The sequence below is a fragment of the Corallococcus sp. AS-1-6 genome, assembly GCF_020037015.1.
GTDB lineage: Bacteria > Myxococcota > Myxococcia > Myxococcales > Myxococcaceae > Corallococcus.
This window is the reverse complement of sequence record NZ_JAIQDE010000005.1, coordinates 209,217-225,184: the sequence shown is the minus strand read 5'-3', so window position 1 is coordinate 225,184 and position 15,968 is coordinate 209,217. Positions and strand designations below refer to the sequence as shown.

Genomic DNA, 15,968 nt, shown 5'->3' with positions numbered 1-15,968 from the left:
CGTCTGGAACCCCTCATCGGAGCGGCCGCTCGCGTGCCCGTGCCCTGACCTTGCGTGCCATCCACTCGCGTGCTAGTCACTGAACCATATGGTTCAGTATTCAAGTGCGGGCCTCGATGCTTCGTTCGCCGCGCTCTCCGACGCCACCCGACGCGGTGTTCTGGAGCAGCTCGGGCGTGCGGAGGCCTCCATCACGGACCTCGCCGAGAAGTTCAACATGACCCTCACGGGCATGAAGAAGCACGTCGGAGTCCTGGAGCGGGCCGGGCTCGTGATCACGGAGAAGGTCGGGCGCGTGCGGACCTGCAAGATCGGCCCGCGCCGACTGGAGGAAGAGATGGCCTGGCTCGAGAGCTACCGCCAGCTCTGGGACGCACGCTTCGACGCGTTGGACAAGGTCGTCGAGGAATTGAAACGCAAGGAGCAGGTCGATGGACGCAAGAAGAGAGAGTGAGCCCGCACCCATGAAGAACCGCACGACCGTGGAACGGAAGTCCGAGCGTGAGACCGTCGTCACGCGAACCTTCGATGCTCCGGCACGCATCGTGTTCGAGGCGTGGACAATGCCCGAGCTGTTCAAGAAGTGGTGGGTGCCGAAGTCGATGGGAATGACCCTGGTCTCCTGCGAGATGGATGTTCGTACCGGGGGCACGTACCGTCTGGTGTTCGGGCAGGGGATGGCGTTCTTCGGTACGTACACCGAAGTGACACCGCACTCGCGCCTCGTCTGGACCAATGAGGAAGGCGGTGACAATGGGTCCGTCACCACGGTGACCTTCGAGGAGAAGGAGGGCCGGACGCTGCTGGTCGTGAGCGAGCTCTACGCCTCGAAGGAAGCGCTCGACGCCGCGGGCGGGGCGGCGGAGGCGCTGGTCGAGACGTTCCAGCAACTGGACGAGCTGCTCGTCACCCTGGGTGCGAGCGCAGGACGGGCATGAAGGCCTCGCGAACCCCGGGCTGATGGACAGGTTCCGCGGACCGCTGTCGCGGCTCAGCCATACAGCTCGCTCAGCGGTCCCGGCGCGATGCGCGTGCTGCCCTCCTGCCCGAAGGTGTTGAAGTCCGCGTCTCCGAACGCGTGGCCGAGCGTGTTGAAGAGGTTGGAGACCTGCCGGTTTCGGGGCGCGTCGTACTTCGGGTACACGACCGTGCGCCCGTCGGTCTTCAGGCCCAGCGCGTTGCCGCCCACCACGAGCTTCGGCCACTCCCGCGAGGTGGAGTGGTGCTGCTCGCCGTTGTCGGACATGAAGACGATCGCCGTGTGATCCAGCATCGAGCCGCTCGCGCCGACCTCGGGCGTGGCGGCCAGCGTCCTCGCCAGGTTCGCCACCAACTGCACGTGGCGGCGGGTGACCTCGGCGACCTTCTCCCAGTTCTGCCCGGCATCCAGGCCGTGCTGCAAGCTGTGCCGCGGGACGTCGCTCACGTCCGGGCCGTAGGCCACGTCGAAGCCCGAGGTGCCCGTCGCCAGCACGACCGTGTTCGTCAGCCCGCCCAGCAGGGCCGCCGTGGCGATCTGGAACTGCGCCTCGAACCACTTCAGCGAGTCGGGCGGTGAGCCCGCGCCGGTGAGGAGCGGGTTGTCCTTCGGCGCCACCGGCAGGTAGGGCCGCACGCGGTCCGCCATGCCCGCGAGCTGATCCTCCCGCGTGCGCAGCGACTCGAGCGAGGAGACGTAGCGCTCCAGCTTCAGCCGCTCGTTGGAGTTGCCCCTGAACTCCGCCAGCGCCTTGCGCGAGTCGGCCAGCGCGAAGTCGAAGAGCATCTTGCGGTCGCGCCCGTTCGTCGAACCGCCGAGCAGCGAGCCGAAGGTGCTGTCGAACGCGAGCGACGGGTTGACGATGATGCCCGCGGGCTTGCGGGGGCCGAGCGCGCAGGTCTCGTACACGATCGACACGCGCGCGGAGCTGGTGCCCAGGCGCAGCACGTCGAACGGCGCACCCCGGCGCAGGCGAGGCGCGATCACCGCGTCGAAGGTCGCGCCCGCGCCGTTCACCGCGCAGCTCAGCCCGCCCGTCCCGCTGGAGTGCCCGCCGCCAGCGATGAGGTTCGAGAGCCCGAGCAGCACGGCGGAGCGGTTCACCAGGTCGAGGTTGCCGGAAGACGCCGCCAGCGGCCCGAGGCTGATCGCGCTGGCGAGGTTGTCGCCCTCACGCACCAGCGGCGTGTCCTTGTACGCGTCCCAGAAGAGGCGGTCGGAGGTGTTGGCGCGTCCCCCCAGCGCCGCGCGGGTGCCCGTGCTCAGGAGCGCGCGGGGGTAGACGCCATTGCACTCGAGGACCAGCACCAGGCGCGCCGGCAACGCCGACGACTGGGCATAGACGTCGCGGAAGTAGGGCGCGAAGAGGCCGGCGGCCATGCCCTTCAGGACGGTTCGTCGCGAGAACATGGCGGTCACTCTCCAGCCTGCGGCACACGCCGCGTCTTCCAGGTGTCGCTGGTCATCAGCGTGGTCAGCATCTTGGAGAACGAGCCGTTGTTCTGATCATAGGCCTGCTCCATCTGCGTCAGCGTGCAGGCGTCGCTCAGGTTCTCCGGGCGTCCCATGAAGTAGCGGAAGGCCTGTCGCACGAAGCAGCGCTTCACGTGCCGCGAGGTCGCCAGGCGCTCGCTCAACTCCACCGCGTCGCGCACCGGACCGTCCAGCGCGGGGTCCGGCATCGACGTGAGCGTCGAGCTTCCGTCCGGCGTGGTCCAGCCTCCGCTGGGCGAGTGGTCCCGCGCGCGCAGGAAGCCCGCGTGGTTGTAGATCTCGAAGGGCAGCCCGAGCGGCTCCATCAGCCGGTGACAGCCCTGACACTGCGAGCCGGCGGTCGCCTCCTGCAGGCGGCGGCGCGCGTTCTTGTCGGCGGCGTGAGCGCCGACCTGGGCCGCCACCTGCACGCTGCTGAGCGGCGGGACGAAGCCGCACAGGAGGTTCTCGCGCACCCACTTGCCGCGGTGGACGATGGACGGATCGTCCTCGAAGTTGCCGCCGTGCGAGGCCAGCCACACCGGGTGGGTCAGCACCCCCGCGCGCTCCGTGGCAGGCAGCGTCTTCCAGCGGCCCTCGACAGTCGCCGGGAGGATCTCGCTGACGTTGTAGGGGTGCGACAGGCCCTTGTGCGAGTCGTAGGCCGCGTTCTGCATGGAGGGCACGTAGAAGGTGCGGGTGGTGAGCAGGTTCGCCAGCACGTCCCGGTCCTCGACCACCACCCGTGCGATCAGATCGTCGAACTGCTGGATGAAGGTCGGCTCCAGCGGATGGAAGTTGGTGAGCAGGTTGTCGTAGGAGACCGAGCTGATGTAGCCGAGCCCTTCGAGTTCGAAGCGCGAGGTCGCCGCCGGGGACTCCTTGAACACCGCGGACACGTGCCCGTAGCCGAGCCACTCGCGGAAGAAGCCCGCGACGCCGTCACCCAGCCAGTACTGCCCGCGCTTGGAGCGCTGCTCCTCGTTGTAGTCCTGCACCAGATCGAAGCGGGGTGTCCCGTTCTGGTTGGCGTCGACGCCGCCCAGGTGCTTCTGGATCAGGGCGGTGGTCGTCGCATCCTGCGTGAGCGAGCCATCCTTCGCGGCAACGGCCACGTCCGCCAGATGCCCCTCGAGGGGCGCGGAGTAGTACGGCCACACGAAGCTCGGCGTGGCCGAGGGCGCGCGCCCTGCCAGCGCGTAGGCGAGCTGCGAGCCCAGCTCGAGGCTGGTCAGCTCCACGCGACCGTCGGCCGGATCGCCGCCCATCTCCCGGCGGAACATGGCGCCGGTCATCATCCACGCGGCGTTGGAGATCCGCGTGATGGAGTCCGCGCGGGTCTCCTGGGAGTAGCTCGGTTCCTGCGCGATGACCGCGGTCGCGAAGGCGGTGAGGCGGGTGAGCTCATCCTCGGTGGGCGGGCGGAAGAAGACGCCGAACTCGAGCATCTGGCCCAGGTGGAAGCGCTTGCAGGCGTCGCTCGGGTTCGCGTCGTTGAACATGCACCTGAAGCGGCTGTCGGTGAAGACACGCTCCATCCGGTTGCCGTCCGGGTAGTTCATCGTCCACGGCGAGGCGGCCGCGCCGACCACCGGCAGGAAGAGCTCCACCGTGGCCTCGTCCAGCGTCTCGTCCGTGGCCCAGGAGCTGTACTGCTCGATGGCGCTGGGATCGAGCGGGTTGTCGTAGAAGCTGAACCCGGTCCAACTGCGCTCGACGGAGCCGCCGACGTTGCGGGTGAACTCGCGCCGGTTCATGCGGCGGATGCGCGTCGGCGCATCCGAGCGCACGCCTTCGGTGCAGGTGAAGAGCGCGGACTGATCGAGCAGGTTGGGCTCGGCCACGACGGTCACGGGCGGCCCGTCCGTGCCACTGCAGAGGGGCATCCCCTCCTTGATCCAGGTCTCGAGCGCGGTGCGCTCGGCCGCGCTCGCGCGCTCATGCGGGGCTGGCGGCATCGGAGACGCGTCGTCGCGCATGCGGATGAGCGCGCGCTGGGCGTTGCTGAGCTTCCCATCCATCGCCGAGCTCACCCGCATGTCGTGCAGGGTGCGCAGCGGCATCGTCGCCCCCTGGGTCGGCATCGCGCCGTGACAACTGGCGCAGCGATTGGCGAGCACCGACTGCACCACGCACGCGGCGCCCACGTTCCCCGCGGGATCCCCGGGATCCCCGGGGTCTTTGGTGCCGCCGTTGTTCGTGTTTGGCCCGATGTTGCCCTTGCACGCAACGAGGCTCAACAGTCCGGCCAGCAGGAGGACGCGGTTCATCCGGCCAGTCTGGCACGGACGAAGGGTGGAGCAGCAAGGGGGGCCGCCAAACGGGCTCAGCCGGGAATGGATCCCAGCCTGATCAAGCGGCTGCCTGAATCATCCAGCAGCCCCTCGTGCCCGGGGCCATTCAGCCGCGAATGCGCTTGCCGAAGGGAGCAAACGCGACCATTCCGAGCTTGAGGTGCTGCAGCGCGAACGGAATGCCGATGATCGTCAGCGCCAGGCTGACGCCGATGACGACGTTGGTGAGGAAGATCCAGATTCCAGCGAAGAGTGCCCAGACGACGTTGAGCCCGAAGCTCATCGCGCCCGCGCTGGGAAGATCCTCGATGTCCTTGCCGAAGGGCATCAGCGCGAGGCCGGCCATCTTGAAGCACTGCACGCCGAACGGGATGCCGACGAGGGTCAGGCAGAGCAGCAGCCCACCGAGCAGGTACTCGAGGCAGAGCACCAGCCCTCCGCCGAAGATGATCCACAACAGGTTCAGAAGCAGGTTCATGATCGGCTTATACGTTGGAGTCGTCAGTTGATGACATGAACCCGTCTGATGAACGAAGCGGCTACTCCTCCACGGCCTCCTGCGGCTCCTGGAAGTCCACGTCGAAGTTGACGCGCTGGCCGGGCTCGATGGTGAAGGTCTTCTGCCAGTGTGAGGGGCCCACGTTGACGTTGAGGCGGTGGTAGCCCTCGTAGACGTCCAGCTCCTCCACGGGGACCGTGCCCACGGGCTTACCGTCCACGGACACGTTGGCGCCGGCGGGGCCGCGCACGTTGATGAAGGCCTTGTTGAGGAAGAACTGGTAGGCGGAGCGGCCCGTGGGGGCCACCGTCACCGTGCGCGACACGGAGATGCCGAGCGCGCCGTTGGTGAAGGTCAGCAGGTGCTTGCCCGGCGGCAGCGACGCGGACAGCGGCGTGCGGCCCAGCAGCGCGTTGTTGAGCGTGACCTCCACGCGCGGCTCCACGGTGAGGTCCAGGATGCCCATCGTGGGCCCCGCATCCACACCGGCGTCCACGCCCGCGTCCTCGACGCCCGCGTCGAAGGGCTCGGCCACGACGATGGGCAGGCCCGCGTCGAAGGTCTCCACCGTCATCGTGCCCTGGAGCTGGCGCTGGACGATCACCGCGCCCGCGCCGAGCGTCAGCACGAGACCGCCCACGACGTAAGGCACCCAGGAGCGTGAAGGCTTCTGCGCGGCCACCGTCTGCGCCGTGGGGCTCGCCGCGCCGCCGAAGATGGGACCCGAGGAACGCGCCTCCGGGGATGCGGCCGGAGCAGGGGAGGGCGTCACCGTCTGCGCCGTGGCGCCAGCAGGCACCGAGGCCTGCGCTGACGCCGCGACCGGAGCGGTAGACGTGTCCTTAGCGGGCGTCGCTGCCTGCGCGCTCTGCGTGACAGCGGCCGTCGACGCCTGCGCGGCCTGCACGGGAGCGGAGGTCTGTGCCACCGGCGTCTGCGCGGGAGCGGAGGTCTGCGCCACCGGAGCCTGCGCGGGAGCGGAGGTCTGCGCCACCGGAGCCTGCGCGGGCGCGGCGGCCACGGGCGCCGGCTTGCTCCCCTCCGCCGAGGAGAACTCCGGCACCTTGCTCTTCACGGCCTCCGGCAGCCCGACGCCGTTCGCGATGAGCTCCGCGATCTGCGGCGCCGGCATGCCCGCCTTCGCCAGCGCCTCCGCGATGCCCTTCTCAATCGTCGCCCGCCGCGCCGCGCGAGCCTCGGCCTCCGGCGGGAACAGCTTCGCCAGGTGCTCCGCGAACTCCTCGTGCGTGGGCAACTTCCCAATCGCATCCACCAGCGCCTCGCGGAACGCGAGCGCCGACGAGTAGCGCTCCAGCGCCCGCTTCGTCGTCGCGCGGCGCACCACCGCGTCCAGCTTCAGCGGCACGTCCGCGGGCATCGGGGGCAGGGCGCGGTTGAGCACCGCCTTGTCCGGATCCGCCGACTCCTTGAACGGCATCTTCCCCGTGAGGCACTCGTGCAGCGTGAGCCCCAGCAGGAACACGTCCGACTGCACGTTCACGGCTTCACGCCCGCCCAGGAGCTGCTCCGGGGACGTGTAGGCGCGGCGGTTCTTCACGCGCTTGCCACCGCGCTCGCGCGGCGCCACGGACAGCGCGCCGTAGCCCGTCACCTTCGTGTAGCCGCTGAAGGACACCATCAGCGTCTCGGGCCGGATGTCTCCGTGCACCAGCGGTGAGCCGTCGTCGTTGCCCGCCACGTGCGCGTAGTGCAGCCCCATGGCCGCGTCCGCCACCACCAGCGCCGCGAAGCCCGGCGTCATGCGCGGGTTGGCTTCCAGCACGCGCCGCAGCGGCTCACCGTCCGCGAACTCGGTGACGCGCGCCAGGCCCCCGTCCAGCTTCTCCAGGCCGTGCACGCGCAGGATGTTCGGATGGTCGAAGACGATGGCGCGGTTCGTCTCGCGCTCCAGGCGCGCCACCAGCTCCGGGTTCTGCGCGATCTCAGGCGGTGCCCAGATGAGCACCACGGGGCGGGGCGTGGCGCCTTCCTCCAGCGCCAGTCCGAGGAAGGCACGCGAGCCCTCTCCGGCAAGGAGGGGGCCGAGTGACTGATAGCGAGGCGAACTCATGGGAACGGCATGCTAGTGCCCTTCCCGTCGATCCTGGAATCCCCGGGTCGCGCCTAGAGTCGCTGGCCTTCGAAAGGCAGCGTCAGGTGGTAGCCATAGCGCCCGCGCCGCACGAGCAACAGCACGCTACGTCCCCGTCGCGCCGTCAGCAGCGCTTCACGGAAGGTGTCACCTGTGGGGACGGGCTGATTGTTCATCCGCAACAGCACGTCCCCCGGCTCCAGCCCAATCTCCGAGGCGGCCGAGCCCGGACGCACGGACGCAATCGCCATCCCGCCCTTGCTCTCCTTCACGCGCAGTCCCAGCTTCTCCCACGCCAGGTTCTCAAGCAGGCGAGCCGGAAATTCGACCGGCGTCACCTGCACCGTGCGGTTGCCGCCTGCTCGGAAGAGGACCAGGGGGAAGACCGAGCGGGCCGGATAACCGCGCACGCGCGAGTCGAAGTCCTCCGCGTCCTGGATGCGGGAGCCGCCCAGCTCCGCGACCACGTCACCGCGCTGCACGCCGGCCTGCGCGGCGGGGCTGTCCGGATCCACGTTGGTCACGATGACGCCGTACGTGCGGTCCCACCCGAGCCGCGCGGCCACCTGCGCCGGCAGGTCCGCCGTGTCCATGCCCACCCACGCGGGGCGCACCTTCCCGAAGCGCGTGAGCTCCTCCACGATGCGCCGCACCTTGTCCGCGGGGATGGCGAAGCCGATGCCCTGCCCGTTGGCGTAGATGGCCGTGTTGATGCCGATGATCTCCCCGTCCACGTTGAGCAGCGGCCCGCCGGAGTTGCCCGGGTTGATGGCCGCGTCCGTCTGGAGGAAGTCGTTGTAGACGCGGTCGTCCGCGCGGAAGGTGCGGCCCGTGGCGGACACCACGCCCGCCGTGACGGTCTTGCTCAGGCCGAACGGACTGCCGATGGCGACCACCGTCTCGCCAATCATCAGGTCGGAGCTGGTGCCCAGCTTCGCGGTGGGCAGGGGCTCCTTCGCGTTGACCTTGAGGACCGCCAGGTCGTTGTTCGCGTCACTGCCCACCACCTCCGCGTCGAAGGTGCGCCCGTCCGCCAGCACCACGTGGATGGCGGAGGCCCCCCGGATGACGTGGTCGTTGGTGACGATGATGCCGGACGGGTCGATGATGGCGCCGCTGCCCAGGCCGGTGATGCGCTGGCGCGTCTCCGGCTGGGCCATCCCCTGGCCGAAGAACTCCTCCAGCGGCGAGCGGGGCCGGCCCCGGAAGCGCGACTCCACCTCCTGCTCGGTGCCGATGTAGACGACCGCCGGGGAGACCTTCTGCACCACCTCCACCACGTCGCTGCGGCGCCGGGCCAGGTCCGCCCGGGCCGGGAGCGCCAGCACGAGCCCCCACAGCAAGAGCCCCCACCGGATGTGTGCTGCCCTCATGCCCTTCCTCCGTACGCCGCCGGGAATTGTCTCCCGGAAGACAGTCTGAATGTCGGGAAGGCCTCAGCCATTCCCTGGGTGTCTGGAAGCGGCGTCCCGCTCTTCATAGACCAGAAGGCGCGGCCGTGATCGAACGCACTTTCAGGCAGAACGTCCTGGCCCTGGCCCGATTGCGGCGTTGGGGGCGCCAGGGCCGTCCTGGGGGTCCCGGCGCGGCGTGTCGCTGGCTGCCCGCGGGGGCCTTGGGAGTGGTGGCGCATGAGTCTCGTCCTGGTCGCGGATGACGAACCCGCGGTGCTGGAAGTCCTGAGCCAGGTGATTGAGGACCTGGGGCACGACGTGGTGCGCGCGCGGGATGGCGAGGAGGCTCTGGCGCTCGCCCGGGCGCACCGTCCGCGGCTGGTGGTGACGGACCACATGATGCCGCGCATGAGCGGCATGGAGCTGTGCAGCCGGCTGAAGCAGGAGCCAGGCCTGCGCGAGGTGCCCATCATCCTCCTGAGCGCGGTGCTCCAGCAGGGATCGCCGGATGCGTCCGCGTTCCTCAACAAGCCCTTTGAGATCACCGACTTCGAGACGCTGATCCACGACGTGCTGGAGAGGGCCCCCGCCGCGCCCCCGGAGCCCGCCACGCCCGTGGAGGCGCTGAGCCGCTGGGTGGCGCAGTCGCTCCAGGGCCCGCTGGAGGCCGCGAGGAATGAGCTGCGCACGCTTCGGGACCTGCCGCCGCCGGGCAAGGGCGCGGTGGAGGCGCTGGGCGCGCAGCTCCAGTCGCTGGAGCGGATGGGCCGCTACCTCCAGGACGCCGCCCGGCTGAGCGCGGGCAGCGTGACGCTGCGGCCGGTGGAGGGAGACCTGCGCCAGCCGCTGGAGGCCTCCGTCGCGCGGTGCCGCACGTTGGGGCCGGGCGTGCCGGTGGAGGTGAAGGTGCCCCCGGAGGCGGTGGGCCTTCGCTTCGACCCGGAGCGCCTGGAGCAGGTGTTCGACGTGCTCCTGTCGAACGCGGCCCGGCAGGGCGGGGTGCGCGTGGAGCTGGAGGCCTCCGCGGAGCAGGTGCTGGTGCGGGTGAGCGACCCGGGGCCGGGCATCCCCGAAGCGGAGCTGCCCCGGCTGTTCCAGCCCTTCCCGGAGGGCCCCGCGCGGGGAGAGGCGCTGGGGCTCTACGTGGCCTCGGAGCTGGCGAAGCTGCACGGCGGCGTGCTCTCCGCCGAGTCGCGCCCCGGGCAGGGCGCGACGTTCAGCGTGTCGCTGCCGCGCGTGGCCTGACGCCTCAGGCCTTCTGCGACTTCAGCATCCAGCCGATCATCTTGTAGAGCAGGCGGGCGCCCACGTTGGCGTCCCACTCGCTGCCCTCCGGGTCGGGGGCCACTTCGGTCAGGTCGAAGCCGACGATGGTGCGGCCCGAGCGCACGACGCCCGCGACGAGCGCGGTGGCCTCCGGGAAGGACAGGCCGCCGGGCACGGGCGTGCCGGTGTTCGGGCACAGCACGGGGTCCAGGCCGTCGATGTCGAAGGACAGGTAGACCTGCTGCGGCAGCTTGTCGACGATCTGCTTCACCTGCTGGTTCCAGGGCAGGCCGTCGAAGCGGTTCTGCTGGAGGACGGCATCGTAGAAGGCGTGGATGCGGCCGCCGGAGTCCTCGATGTAGCGGTGCTCGTTCTCGCTCATGTCGCGCAGGCCCACCTGGACCAGCGTCTTCACGCCCGGGATGCGCTCGCACACGTTGTAGAAGATGGACGCGTGCGACCAGGTGAAGCCCTCGTACGCGACGCGCAGGTCCGCGTGCGCGTCCAGGTGCAGCACGCCCATGCCGGGGTACTTCTCCGCGTGGGCCTGGATGATGCCGAAGGAGATGGCGTGGTCTCCGCCCACCGCGGCCACGAGCTTGCCCTGCTCCAGCCACTGCTTCGCGGTGCGGTAGACGTGGTCGTTGAGCTTCTCGCTGAAGCCGTTCACGTCCTTCGCGGCGGCGAGCAGCTCCGCCTCGCCGGACTCGATGCCACCCGCTTCGATGACGAGCTGGGCGCGCTCCTTGGCGCGTTCGTTCCACTCGTGCATTTCGGCGGGGGCCTCCAGCATGGCGATGCCGCGCTCGTAGGGGCGGCCGGTCTCCACGTCGAACAGGTCCACCTGCTTGCTGGCCTCCAGCAGTGCGGCGGGGCCGTTGGACGTGCCGCCGCCGTAGCTGGTGGTGGCCTCGAAGGGCACGGGGATGACGACGACGTGGGCCTCGTCGGGAGAGTGGGGGAGGCCGAAGATGCCGGAGCCCGGCTGCGCGGCGGCGGCGGGGTCGAAGTGGGTAGCCATGGCGGCGCAGGATACGGTTCCGCACCCCGGGCGCAATGGCTTCGGTGACGCCTGGCGGCAGGGCAGGGAGGAAACGGATGGCGACGCGGAAGAAGACGGTGGCGAAGCGCGGGGGCGGGCTCACGGTGGACGACGTGCGCGAAATGGCGCTGGCCCTGCCGTCGACGGAGGAGCGCCCCTCCTATGGAACGCCCGGGTTCCGGGTGAGCGACAAGCTCTTCGCGCGGGTGCTGGACGACGACTCCATCGTCATCAAGTTGGACTTCGACCACCGCGAGGCCCTGCTGGATTCCAAGCCCGACATGTTCGAGGTGACGCCGCACTACCAGGACTGGCCCATGGTCATCGTGCGTCTGAAGACCGTGGACCGGCGCCTGCTGGAGGCCCTGCTCAAGGAAGCCTGGCGCCGCAGCGCCTCCGCCAGGGTGCTCAAGGCGCTGGAGCCCGCCGCGCCTGCTCCCAAGCCGGCGAAGAAGGCTCCCGCCCGCAAGCGGCGCGTGTAGCGGCTCAATCCCAGCGGACGACGATCTTCCCCACGGTGCCGTTGCCCGCCATCCGCTCCAGCCCGGAGCGGAGCTCCGTCATGGGCAGGACCGCATCCACCACGGCCTTCAGCGCGCCGGAGTCGAACAGGGGCAACAACTGCCGCTCCGCCACCTGCGTGAGTAGCATCTTCTCCTCCGCGGGACGGCTGCGCAGCACCGTGCCCTTGAGCGTGAGCCGCTTGCGCATCACCGGCCCCAGGTCCAGCTCCGCTCGCGCGCCCGCCACCGAGCCCACCTGCATCAGCCGACCCAGCCGCGCCATGGCCTTCACCGACTCCGGCAGGTACGCGCCGCCCACCAGGTCCAGGCACACGTCCGCGCCCCGGCCCCCGGTCGCCGCGAGCACCGCGTCCGCGAACACCGGCGGGTTGCTCTCACACAGCACCGTCTGGCCCACGCCCCACTCGGAGGCCCGCGCCAGCTTGTCCCTGCTGCGCCCCGTGCCCACCACCCGCACGCCCATGGCCCGGCAGAGGAGCGCCGCGGCGGAGCCCACGCCGCTCGCCACCGCGTGCACCAGCACCGTCTCCCCGGGCCGCAGGTCCGCCTGGGGCACCAGCGCGTCGTAGGCCGTGAGGTACGCCTCCGGCAGCGCCGCCGCGTCCGCGAAGTCCAGGCCCTTCGGCATGCGCAGCACCTCGCGCTCGTGCGTGGTGAGCACCTCGCTCCACGCGCCGCCCCCGACCAGCCCCATCACCCGGTCTCCGGGCTGGAACTTCCGCGCGCGGGGACCCACCGCCACCACCTCGCCCGCGTACTCCAGGCCCGGCACGTCCTGCGGTACGTCGGGCGGCGGTGGATAGGCCCCGCGCACCTGGAGCAGGTCCGCCCGGTTCAGCGCGCTCGCCCGCACGCGCACCTGCACGTCGTGGGGGCCCGGCACCGGCTCCGGCCGCTCGTCGAACGCGAGGACCTCCGGACCGCCCGGCTTCGTGATGCGCACGACCTTCATGACCTGCCCCCTTCCGCGAGGAAAAACACGCCGTTACAACAACAACCGCGTCACCAATCCGAAGTACGCCAGCAGCGTCACGTTGTCGGACACCGCCAGCACCAGCGGCGCCGACGCCAGGTGCGGATCCACCTTCAGCCGCTTGAAGAGGAACGGCAGCACGCCGCCCAGGCACGACGCCAGCGTCGCGGACACCGTCACCGCCACGAACAGCGCCAGGGGAAAGCCGAACCCCGGCGAGTAGACGCGCCCCAGCAGCGCCACCACCCCCGCCGCCATCAACCCGGCCAGGCTCGCGGCCAGCACCTCGCGCGCCACCCACTTCTTGTCCACCTCGCCGTGCGTGACCATCGACACGGAGACCGCCGTCGTCTGCACGCCCAGGCTCTCCGACAACACCAGCACCATGGGGATGAAGGCGCTCACCACCACCAGCTCCGCCACCGTGCGCTCGAACAGCCGCGTCGTCGTGGCCGCCAGGAACCCGCCGGCGATGTTCACGAGCAGCCACGGGAAGCGCTTGAGCGCCATGCGCCCCGGCCGCGTCTCGCGCGCCTCGCCCTGGGGCAGGCCCACGAAGCGGTAGACCTCGTCGCGCACGCGGCCCTCCACCTCGTCGAAGAGCGTGTCGGAGAAGGCGTCCACGAACTGGTTCATCTCCACCACGCCCACGATGCGCCCCTCCGCGTCCACCACCGGGAACGCCAGGAAGCGGTAGGTGACGAAGAAGTCCTCCACCACCGCGTCGGACGCGTCCACCGGCAGCTTCACCACCCGCGTGAACATCAGCGACGCGATGCGCTCGTCGGGGGCCGCGCGGATCAGCTTGCGGATGGGCACCACGCCCACCAGCCGGCCGGCCGGGTCGCACGCGTAGCAGTAGAAGATCTCCCCCGTGCCGGGGTGGGCGCGCAGCTTCTCCAGCGCCTGGGCGACCGTGTCCTCCACGCCCACGGCGGTGAAGTCCCGGGACAGCCGGTCGCCCTGCAGCAGCGTGTGAGCGGTCTCCGGGGGCGTCTGCACGAAGCGGGGCACGAAACGTCCTGGCCCGCCGGAGCGTCAAGGCTTATCTAGGACTCCATCCGCCATGCCACTCGCGCCGTGTCCCATCTGTCAGAAGCCCGTGCCTCCGCGTCCGGAGAACACCTCCCAACCCTTCTGCTCCCGCCGCTGCCGCGCCGTCGACCTGGGCCGCTGGCTGGGTGAGGAGTACCGCGTGCCCGACCGTCAGGCCGAGCAGCAGGAGGACGAGCTCCCCTCCGACGGCGAGCCGCGCCGCCACGACGCCTAGCCGTTGCCGGCGTCTGGCGTTGGAAGTTTCCCGGGCCGCTTGAACGACGGGGCAGGGGAGCGTGCCAGCGGAAGGTCCACGCCCGTGCGCCCTGGAGGGCAGGGGGCGGGCGTGCCGCTGGAGTCGCGGGGAGAGTGACGCTATACCCGCCTTCCGTGAAACGCGCCGTCAACCTCATCGCCAGCCTGCTCGTCACCGTTGCCTTCATGTGGTGGGCCTTCCGGGACACGGACCTGTCCACGCAGGTCGCCAGCCTCAAGGCGGCCAACTACGCGTGGATCCTGCCCTACTGCGTGTGCCTCGCCTTCGTGCACATCTTCCGCACGTTGCGCTGGGGGTCGTTGCTGTCGGGCCTGGAGCACGTCCCGTTCCGCAAGCTGAATGAAGCCTCCGGCATCGGCTTCATGATGCTGCTGGTGCTGCCGTTCCGGCTGGGGGAGTTCGCGCGGCCCTTCCTCATCGCCCAGCGCAGCTCCATCCGCCGCAGCGCGGCCATGACGTCCGTGGTGCTGGAGCGCATCGTGGACGGCCTCTTCGTCGCGGCGATGTTCCGCGTGCTGCTCTTCTTCATCCCCACGGAGACCCCCGAGGTCCGGTACGTGAAGCTGGGCGCGTGGCTGATGTTCGCCGTGTTCGGCGGCGGCCTGGTGTTCCTGCTGCTGGGCCTGTGGCAGCAGGAGCGCACGGTGCGGCTGGTGCGCGCCACCGTGGGCCGCTTCTCGCCGGGCATCGCGGACAAGGTGGCGGACGTCGTGGACACCTTCGTGGGGGCCATGCGCCAGCTCCCCGACCGCAAGCACATCGCCCTCTTCTTCCTCTACACGGTCGTCTACTGGGGCGTGAACGGCCTGGGCATGGCGCTGCTCGCGCGCGCCTTCGACTGCTCGGGCGCGGCGCCGGGCACGGCCTGCGAGCCCATGAACCTGACGCTGTTCCAGTCCTACATCGTGATGTGCGTGCTGGTGGTGGGCGTGATGATCCCCGCCGCGCCCGGGATGATGGGCACCTTCCAGGCCGCCACCAAGGTGGGCCTGGGGTTGTTCATGCCCGCCGCGATGGTGAACGCGCACGGGCTCGCCTACGCGAACGTGCTTTGGCTGTGCCAGACGCTCCAGCAGATCGTCTTCGGACTCATCCTGCTGTCCATCAGCCACATGTCCTTCCGGGAGCTGGCGGGGAAGATGAAGAAGGACGACGACGCCGCGGTCACCCGCTCGTCGGTGGCCTGAGGCCCGCCGCCGCTACGGGGCGGGCGGGGTCCCTGCGTCGGGAGCGGGCGGGGACGCGGGGGGCACCTGCTGGGCGCGCACGCTGTTGTTCACCTCGTCGGTGACGGCGGCGGGGTCCACGTTGCCCTTGAACGTGCCGAAGGGCGTCTTGAGGTACTGCTCGTGCCGGCCGTCCGTGCCCGGCGGACCGCACCAGGCCTTGGTGGCGTCCTTCAGCGAGCCCACGGGCGTGTGCACCTGGGTGCGCGTCTGCGTGGTGGACTTGGCCACGAGCATGTGGCCGCGCATCAGCACGCAGTGGTCCTCGTCGAAGTACCAGGCCGTCGAGCCGTCCGCGAACTCCTGCGCCCGCTCCGGTCCCCTGCCCATGGTGTCCGCCACCTGGGCGGCCGTCATGCCGGGGTAGAGCTTCTCGAAGGCGGGGGTGGCGCAGCCGGTGGCGGCCAGCGCGATCAGGGCGGACAGCAGGGAGGGACGCATCCGGGCGCGACTCCTGGAAGGAGAGGCGCAGGACGCTAGCGTGTTCCTCCCGGAGCGCTCCAGGTGGGGCCTGGAGGGGATGACGGGAGGATTACAGCTCCTGCTCCAGCCACCGCCACAGCCGTTCACTCAACGACCGGACGCGGCGGCGGAGCAGGGGGCCGCTCACGACTCGCCCTCCGTCTTGGCGGGCATGCGGCCGTACTTGGACAGCAGGTCCTCCACGGCCTCGCGCAGGTACTCGCTCTGGTGGATGCGGGTGCGCCGCGCCAGTTCGCGCAGCTTGTGCACCTGCTCCTCGGGAACGAGGACGTGGGTGGAGACGATGTCGGCCTCGGGGCTGCGGACCTCGCCGGGTTCCACCGCGGACGGGGACGACGGAGCGTCGGGGCTCAGCGGGCTGGCGCTTCCATCCTGCATCGGGCTTCCTCCAGGAATGCTGCTACAGGCCGC

At 70.2% G+C, this 15,968-nt stretch carries 16 protein-coding genes; 6 read left to right on the top strand and 10 right to left on the bottom strand.

Translation table 11 applies throughout. The features are described 5' to 3' along the window. The first annotated feature begins 88 nt into the window (after positions 1–88). Complete coding sequence (locus tag K8612_RS09470) at positions 89–454, top strand: helix-turn-helix transcriptional regulator (RefSeq protein ID WP_223742024.1); 366 nt, start codon at positions 89–91, stop codon at positions 452–454. Positions 455–464: 10 nt separating this feature from the next. After that, positions 465–938 (top strand): SRPBCC family protein, encoded by a 474-nt coding sequence (locus K8612_RS09465; protein WP_223762040.1) that lies wholly within the window; start codon positions 465–467, stop codon positions 936–938. Positions 939–991: 53 nt separating this feature from the next. Here K8612_RS09465 and K8612_RS09460 read toward each other — a convergent pair whose 3' ends face one another. From K8612_RS09460 to K8612_RS09440, 5 genes are all read right to left on the bottom strand, one after another. Further along, positions 992–2,389: a DUF1552 domain-containing protein gene (locus K8612_RS09460; RefSeq protein ID WP_223762039.1), complete on the bottom strand. Its 1,398-nt coding sequence runs from the start codon at positions 2,387–2,389 to the stop codon at positions 992–994. A 5-nt stretch (positions 2,390–2,394) separates the two neighbouring features. Then, the gene (locus K8612_RS09455; protein WP_223762038.1) at positions 2,395–4,722 is read right to left on the bottom strand and encodes a DUF1588 domain-containing protein; all 2,328 of its coding nucleotides are present in this window, start codon (positions 4,720–4,722) and stop codon (positions 2,395–2,397) included. 130 nt (positions 4,723–4,852) lie between these two features. After that, complete coding sequence (locus K8612_RS09450) at positions 4,853–5,224, bottom strand: YccF domain-containing protein (RefSeq protein WP_223742037.1); 372 nt, start codon at positions 5,222–5,224, stop codon at positions 4,853–4,855. Positions 5,225–5,285: 61 nt separating this feature from the next. Further along, entirely contained in the window at positions 5,286–7,316 is a 2,031-nt protein-coding gene (locus K8612_RS09445; protein WP_223762037.1) for a serine/threonine-protein kinase, read from the bottom strand. A gap of 53 nt (positions 7,317–7,369) precedes the next feature. Further along, complete coding sequence (locus K8612_RS09440; RefSeq protein WP_223742039.1) at positions 7,370–8,710, bottom strand: trypsin-like peptidase domain-containing protein; 1,341 nt, start codon at positions 8,708–8,710, stop codon at positions 7,370–7,372. Positions 8,711–8,968: 258 nt separating this feature from the next. Here K8612_RS09440 and K8612_RS09435 point away from each other — a divergent pair, with 258 nt between their 5' ends. Further along, positions 8,969–9,976, top strand: a complete 1,008-nt coding sequence (locus K8612_RS09435; RefSeq protein WP_223762036.1) for a hybrid sensor histidine kinase/response regulator — start codon at positions 8,969–8,971, stop codon at positions 9,974–9,976. Between the two features lie 4 nt (positions 9,977–9,980). On the opposite strand, the gene K8612_RS09430 is transcribed toward K8612_RS09435, so the two are convergent. Continuing rightward, a complete protein-coding gene (locus tag K8612_RS09430) occupies positions 9,981–11,018 on the bottom strand; it encodes an agmatinase family protein (RefSeq protein ID WP_223742041.1) in 1,038 nt (345 codons plus the stop codon). Between the two features lie 77 nt (positions 11,019–11,095). Here K8612_RS09430 and K8612_RS09425 point away from each other — a divergent pair, with 77 nt between their 5' ends. Further along, entirely contained in the window at positions 11,096–11,521 is a 426-nt protein-coding gene (locus K8612_RS09425; RefSeq protein WP_223762035.1) for an MmcQ/YjbR family DNA-binding protein, read from the top strand. Between the two features lie 4 nt (positions 11,522–11,525). On the opposite strand, the gene K8612_RS09420 is transcribed toward K8612_RS09425, so the two are convergent. After that, on the bottom strand, positions 11,526–12,515 hold the full coding sequence (locus K8612_RS09420) for an NAD(P)H-quinone oxidoreductase (RefSeq protein ID WP_223762034.1): 990 nt from the start codon (positions 12,513–12,515) through the stop codon (positions 11,526–11,528). 33 nt (positions 12,516–12,548) lie between these two features. Next, positions 12,549–13,550 (bottom strand): magnesium transporter, encoded by a 1,002-nt coding sequence (locus K8612_RS09415; RefSeq protein ID WP_223762033.1) that lies wholly within the window; start codon positions 13,548–13,550, stop codon positions 12,549–12,551. Positions 13,551–13,602: 52 nt separating this feature from the next. On the opposite strand from K8612_RS09415, the gene K8612_RS09410 reads away from it, so the two are divergent. Both K8612_RS09410 and K8612_RS09405 read left to right on the top strand, forming a co-directional pair. Further along, entirely contained in the window at positions 13,603–13,806 is a 204-nt protein-coding gene (locus K8612_RS09410; RefSeq protein ID WP_120556957.1) for a DNA gyrase inhibitor YacG, read from the top strand. Positions 13,807–13,961: 155 nt separating this feature from the next. Beyond that, positions 13,962–15,035 carry a lysylphosphatidylglycerol synthase transmembrane domain-containing protein gene (locus tag K8612_RS09405; protein ID WP_223742045.1) on the top strand — a complete coding sequence of 358 codons (1,074 nt, stop codon included), beginning with the start codon at positions 13,962–13,964 and terminating at the stop codon, positions 15,033–15,035. Positions 15,036–15,047: 12 nt separating this feature from the next. Here K8612_RS09405 and K8612_RS09400 read toward each other — a convergent pair whose 3' ends face one another. Both K8612_RS09400 and K8612_RS09395 read right to left on the bottom strand, forming a co-directional pair. Further along, on the bottom strand, positions 15,048–15,515 hold the full coding sequence (locus K8612_RS09400) for a hypothetical protein (protein WP_223762032.1): 468 nt from the start codon (positions 15,513–15,515) through the stop codon (positions 15,048–15,050). 165 nt (positions 15,516–15,680) lie between these two features. Further along, the gene (locus K8612_RS09395; protein ID WP_014396286.1) at positions 15,681–15,935 is read right to left on the bottom strand and encodes a ribbon-helix-helix domain-containing protein; all 255 of its coding nucleotides are present in this window, start codon (positions 15,933–15,935) and stop codon (positions 15,681–15,683) included. Between the last annotated feature and the right edge of the window lie 33 nt (positions 15,936–15,968).

Coding starts and splice junctions, on each gene's coding strand:
- K8612_RS09470 (WP_223742024.1), top strand. CDS start 89: ATGGTTCAGTATTCAAGTGCGGGCCTCGATGCTTCGTTCGCCGCGCTC.
- K8612_RS09435 (WP_223762036.1), top strand. CDS start 8,969: ATGAGTCTCGTCCTGGTCGCGGATGACGAACCCGCGGTGCTGGAAGTC.
- K8612_RS09395 (WP_014396286.1), bottom strand. CDS start 15,935: ATGCAGGATGGAAGCGCCAGCCCGCTGAGCCCCGACGCTCCGTCGTCC.
- K8612_RS09445 (WP_223762037.1), bottom strand. CDS start 7,316: ATGAGTTCGCCTCGCTATCAGTCACTCGGCCCCCTCCTTGCCGGAGAG.
- K8612_RS09420 (WP_223762034.1), bottom strand. CDS start 12,515: ATGAAGGTCGTGCGCATCACGAAGCCGGGCGGTCCGGAGGTCCTCGCG.
- K8612_RS09400 (WP_223762032.1), bottom strand. CDS start 15,515: ATGCGTCCCTCCCTGCTGTCCGCCCTGATCGCGCTGGCCGCCACCGGC.
- K8612_RS09455 (WP_223762038.1), bottom strand. CDS start 4,722: ATGAACCGCGTCCTCCTGCTGGCCGGACTGTTGAGCCTCGTTGCGTGC.
- K8612_RS09440 (WP_223742039.1), bottom strand. CDS start 8,710: ATGAGGGCAGCACACATCCGGTGGGGGCTCTTGCTGTGGGGGCTCGTG.
- K8612_RS09430 (WP_223742041.1), bottom strand. CDS start 11,018: ATGGCTACCCACTTCGACCCCGCCGCCGCCGCGCAGCCGGGCTCCGGC.
- K8612_RS09460 (WP_223762039.1), bottom strand. CDS start 2,389: ATGTTCTCGCGACGAACCGTCCTGAAGGGCATGGCCGCCGGCCTCTTC.
- K8612_RS09450 (WP_223742037.1), bottom strand. CDS start 5,224: ATGAACCTGCTTCTGAACCTGTTGTGGATCATCTTCGGCGGAGGGCTG.
- K8612_RS09410 (WP_120556957.1), top strand. CDS start 13,603: ATGCCACTCGCGCCGTGTCCCATCTGTCAGAAGCCCGTGCCTCCGCGT.
- K8612_RS09465 (WP_223762040.1), top strand. CDS start 465: ATGAAGAACCGCACGACCGTGGAACGGAAGTCCGAGCGTGAGACCGTC.
- K8612_RS09425 (WP_223762035.1), top strand. CDS start 11,096: ATGGCGACGCGGAAGAAGACGGTGGCGAAGCGCGGGGGCGGGCTCACG.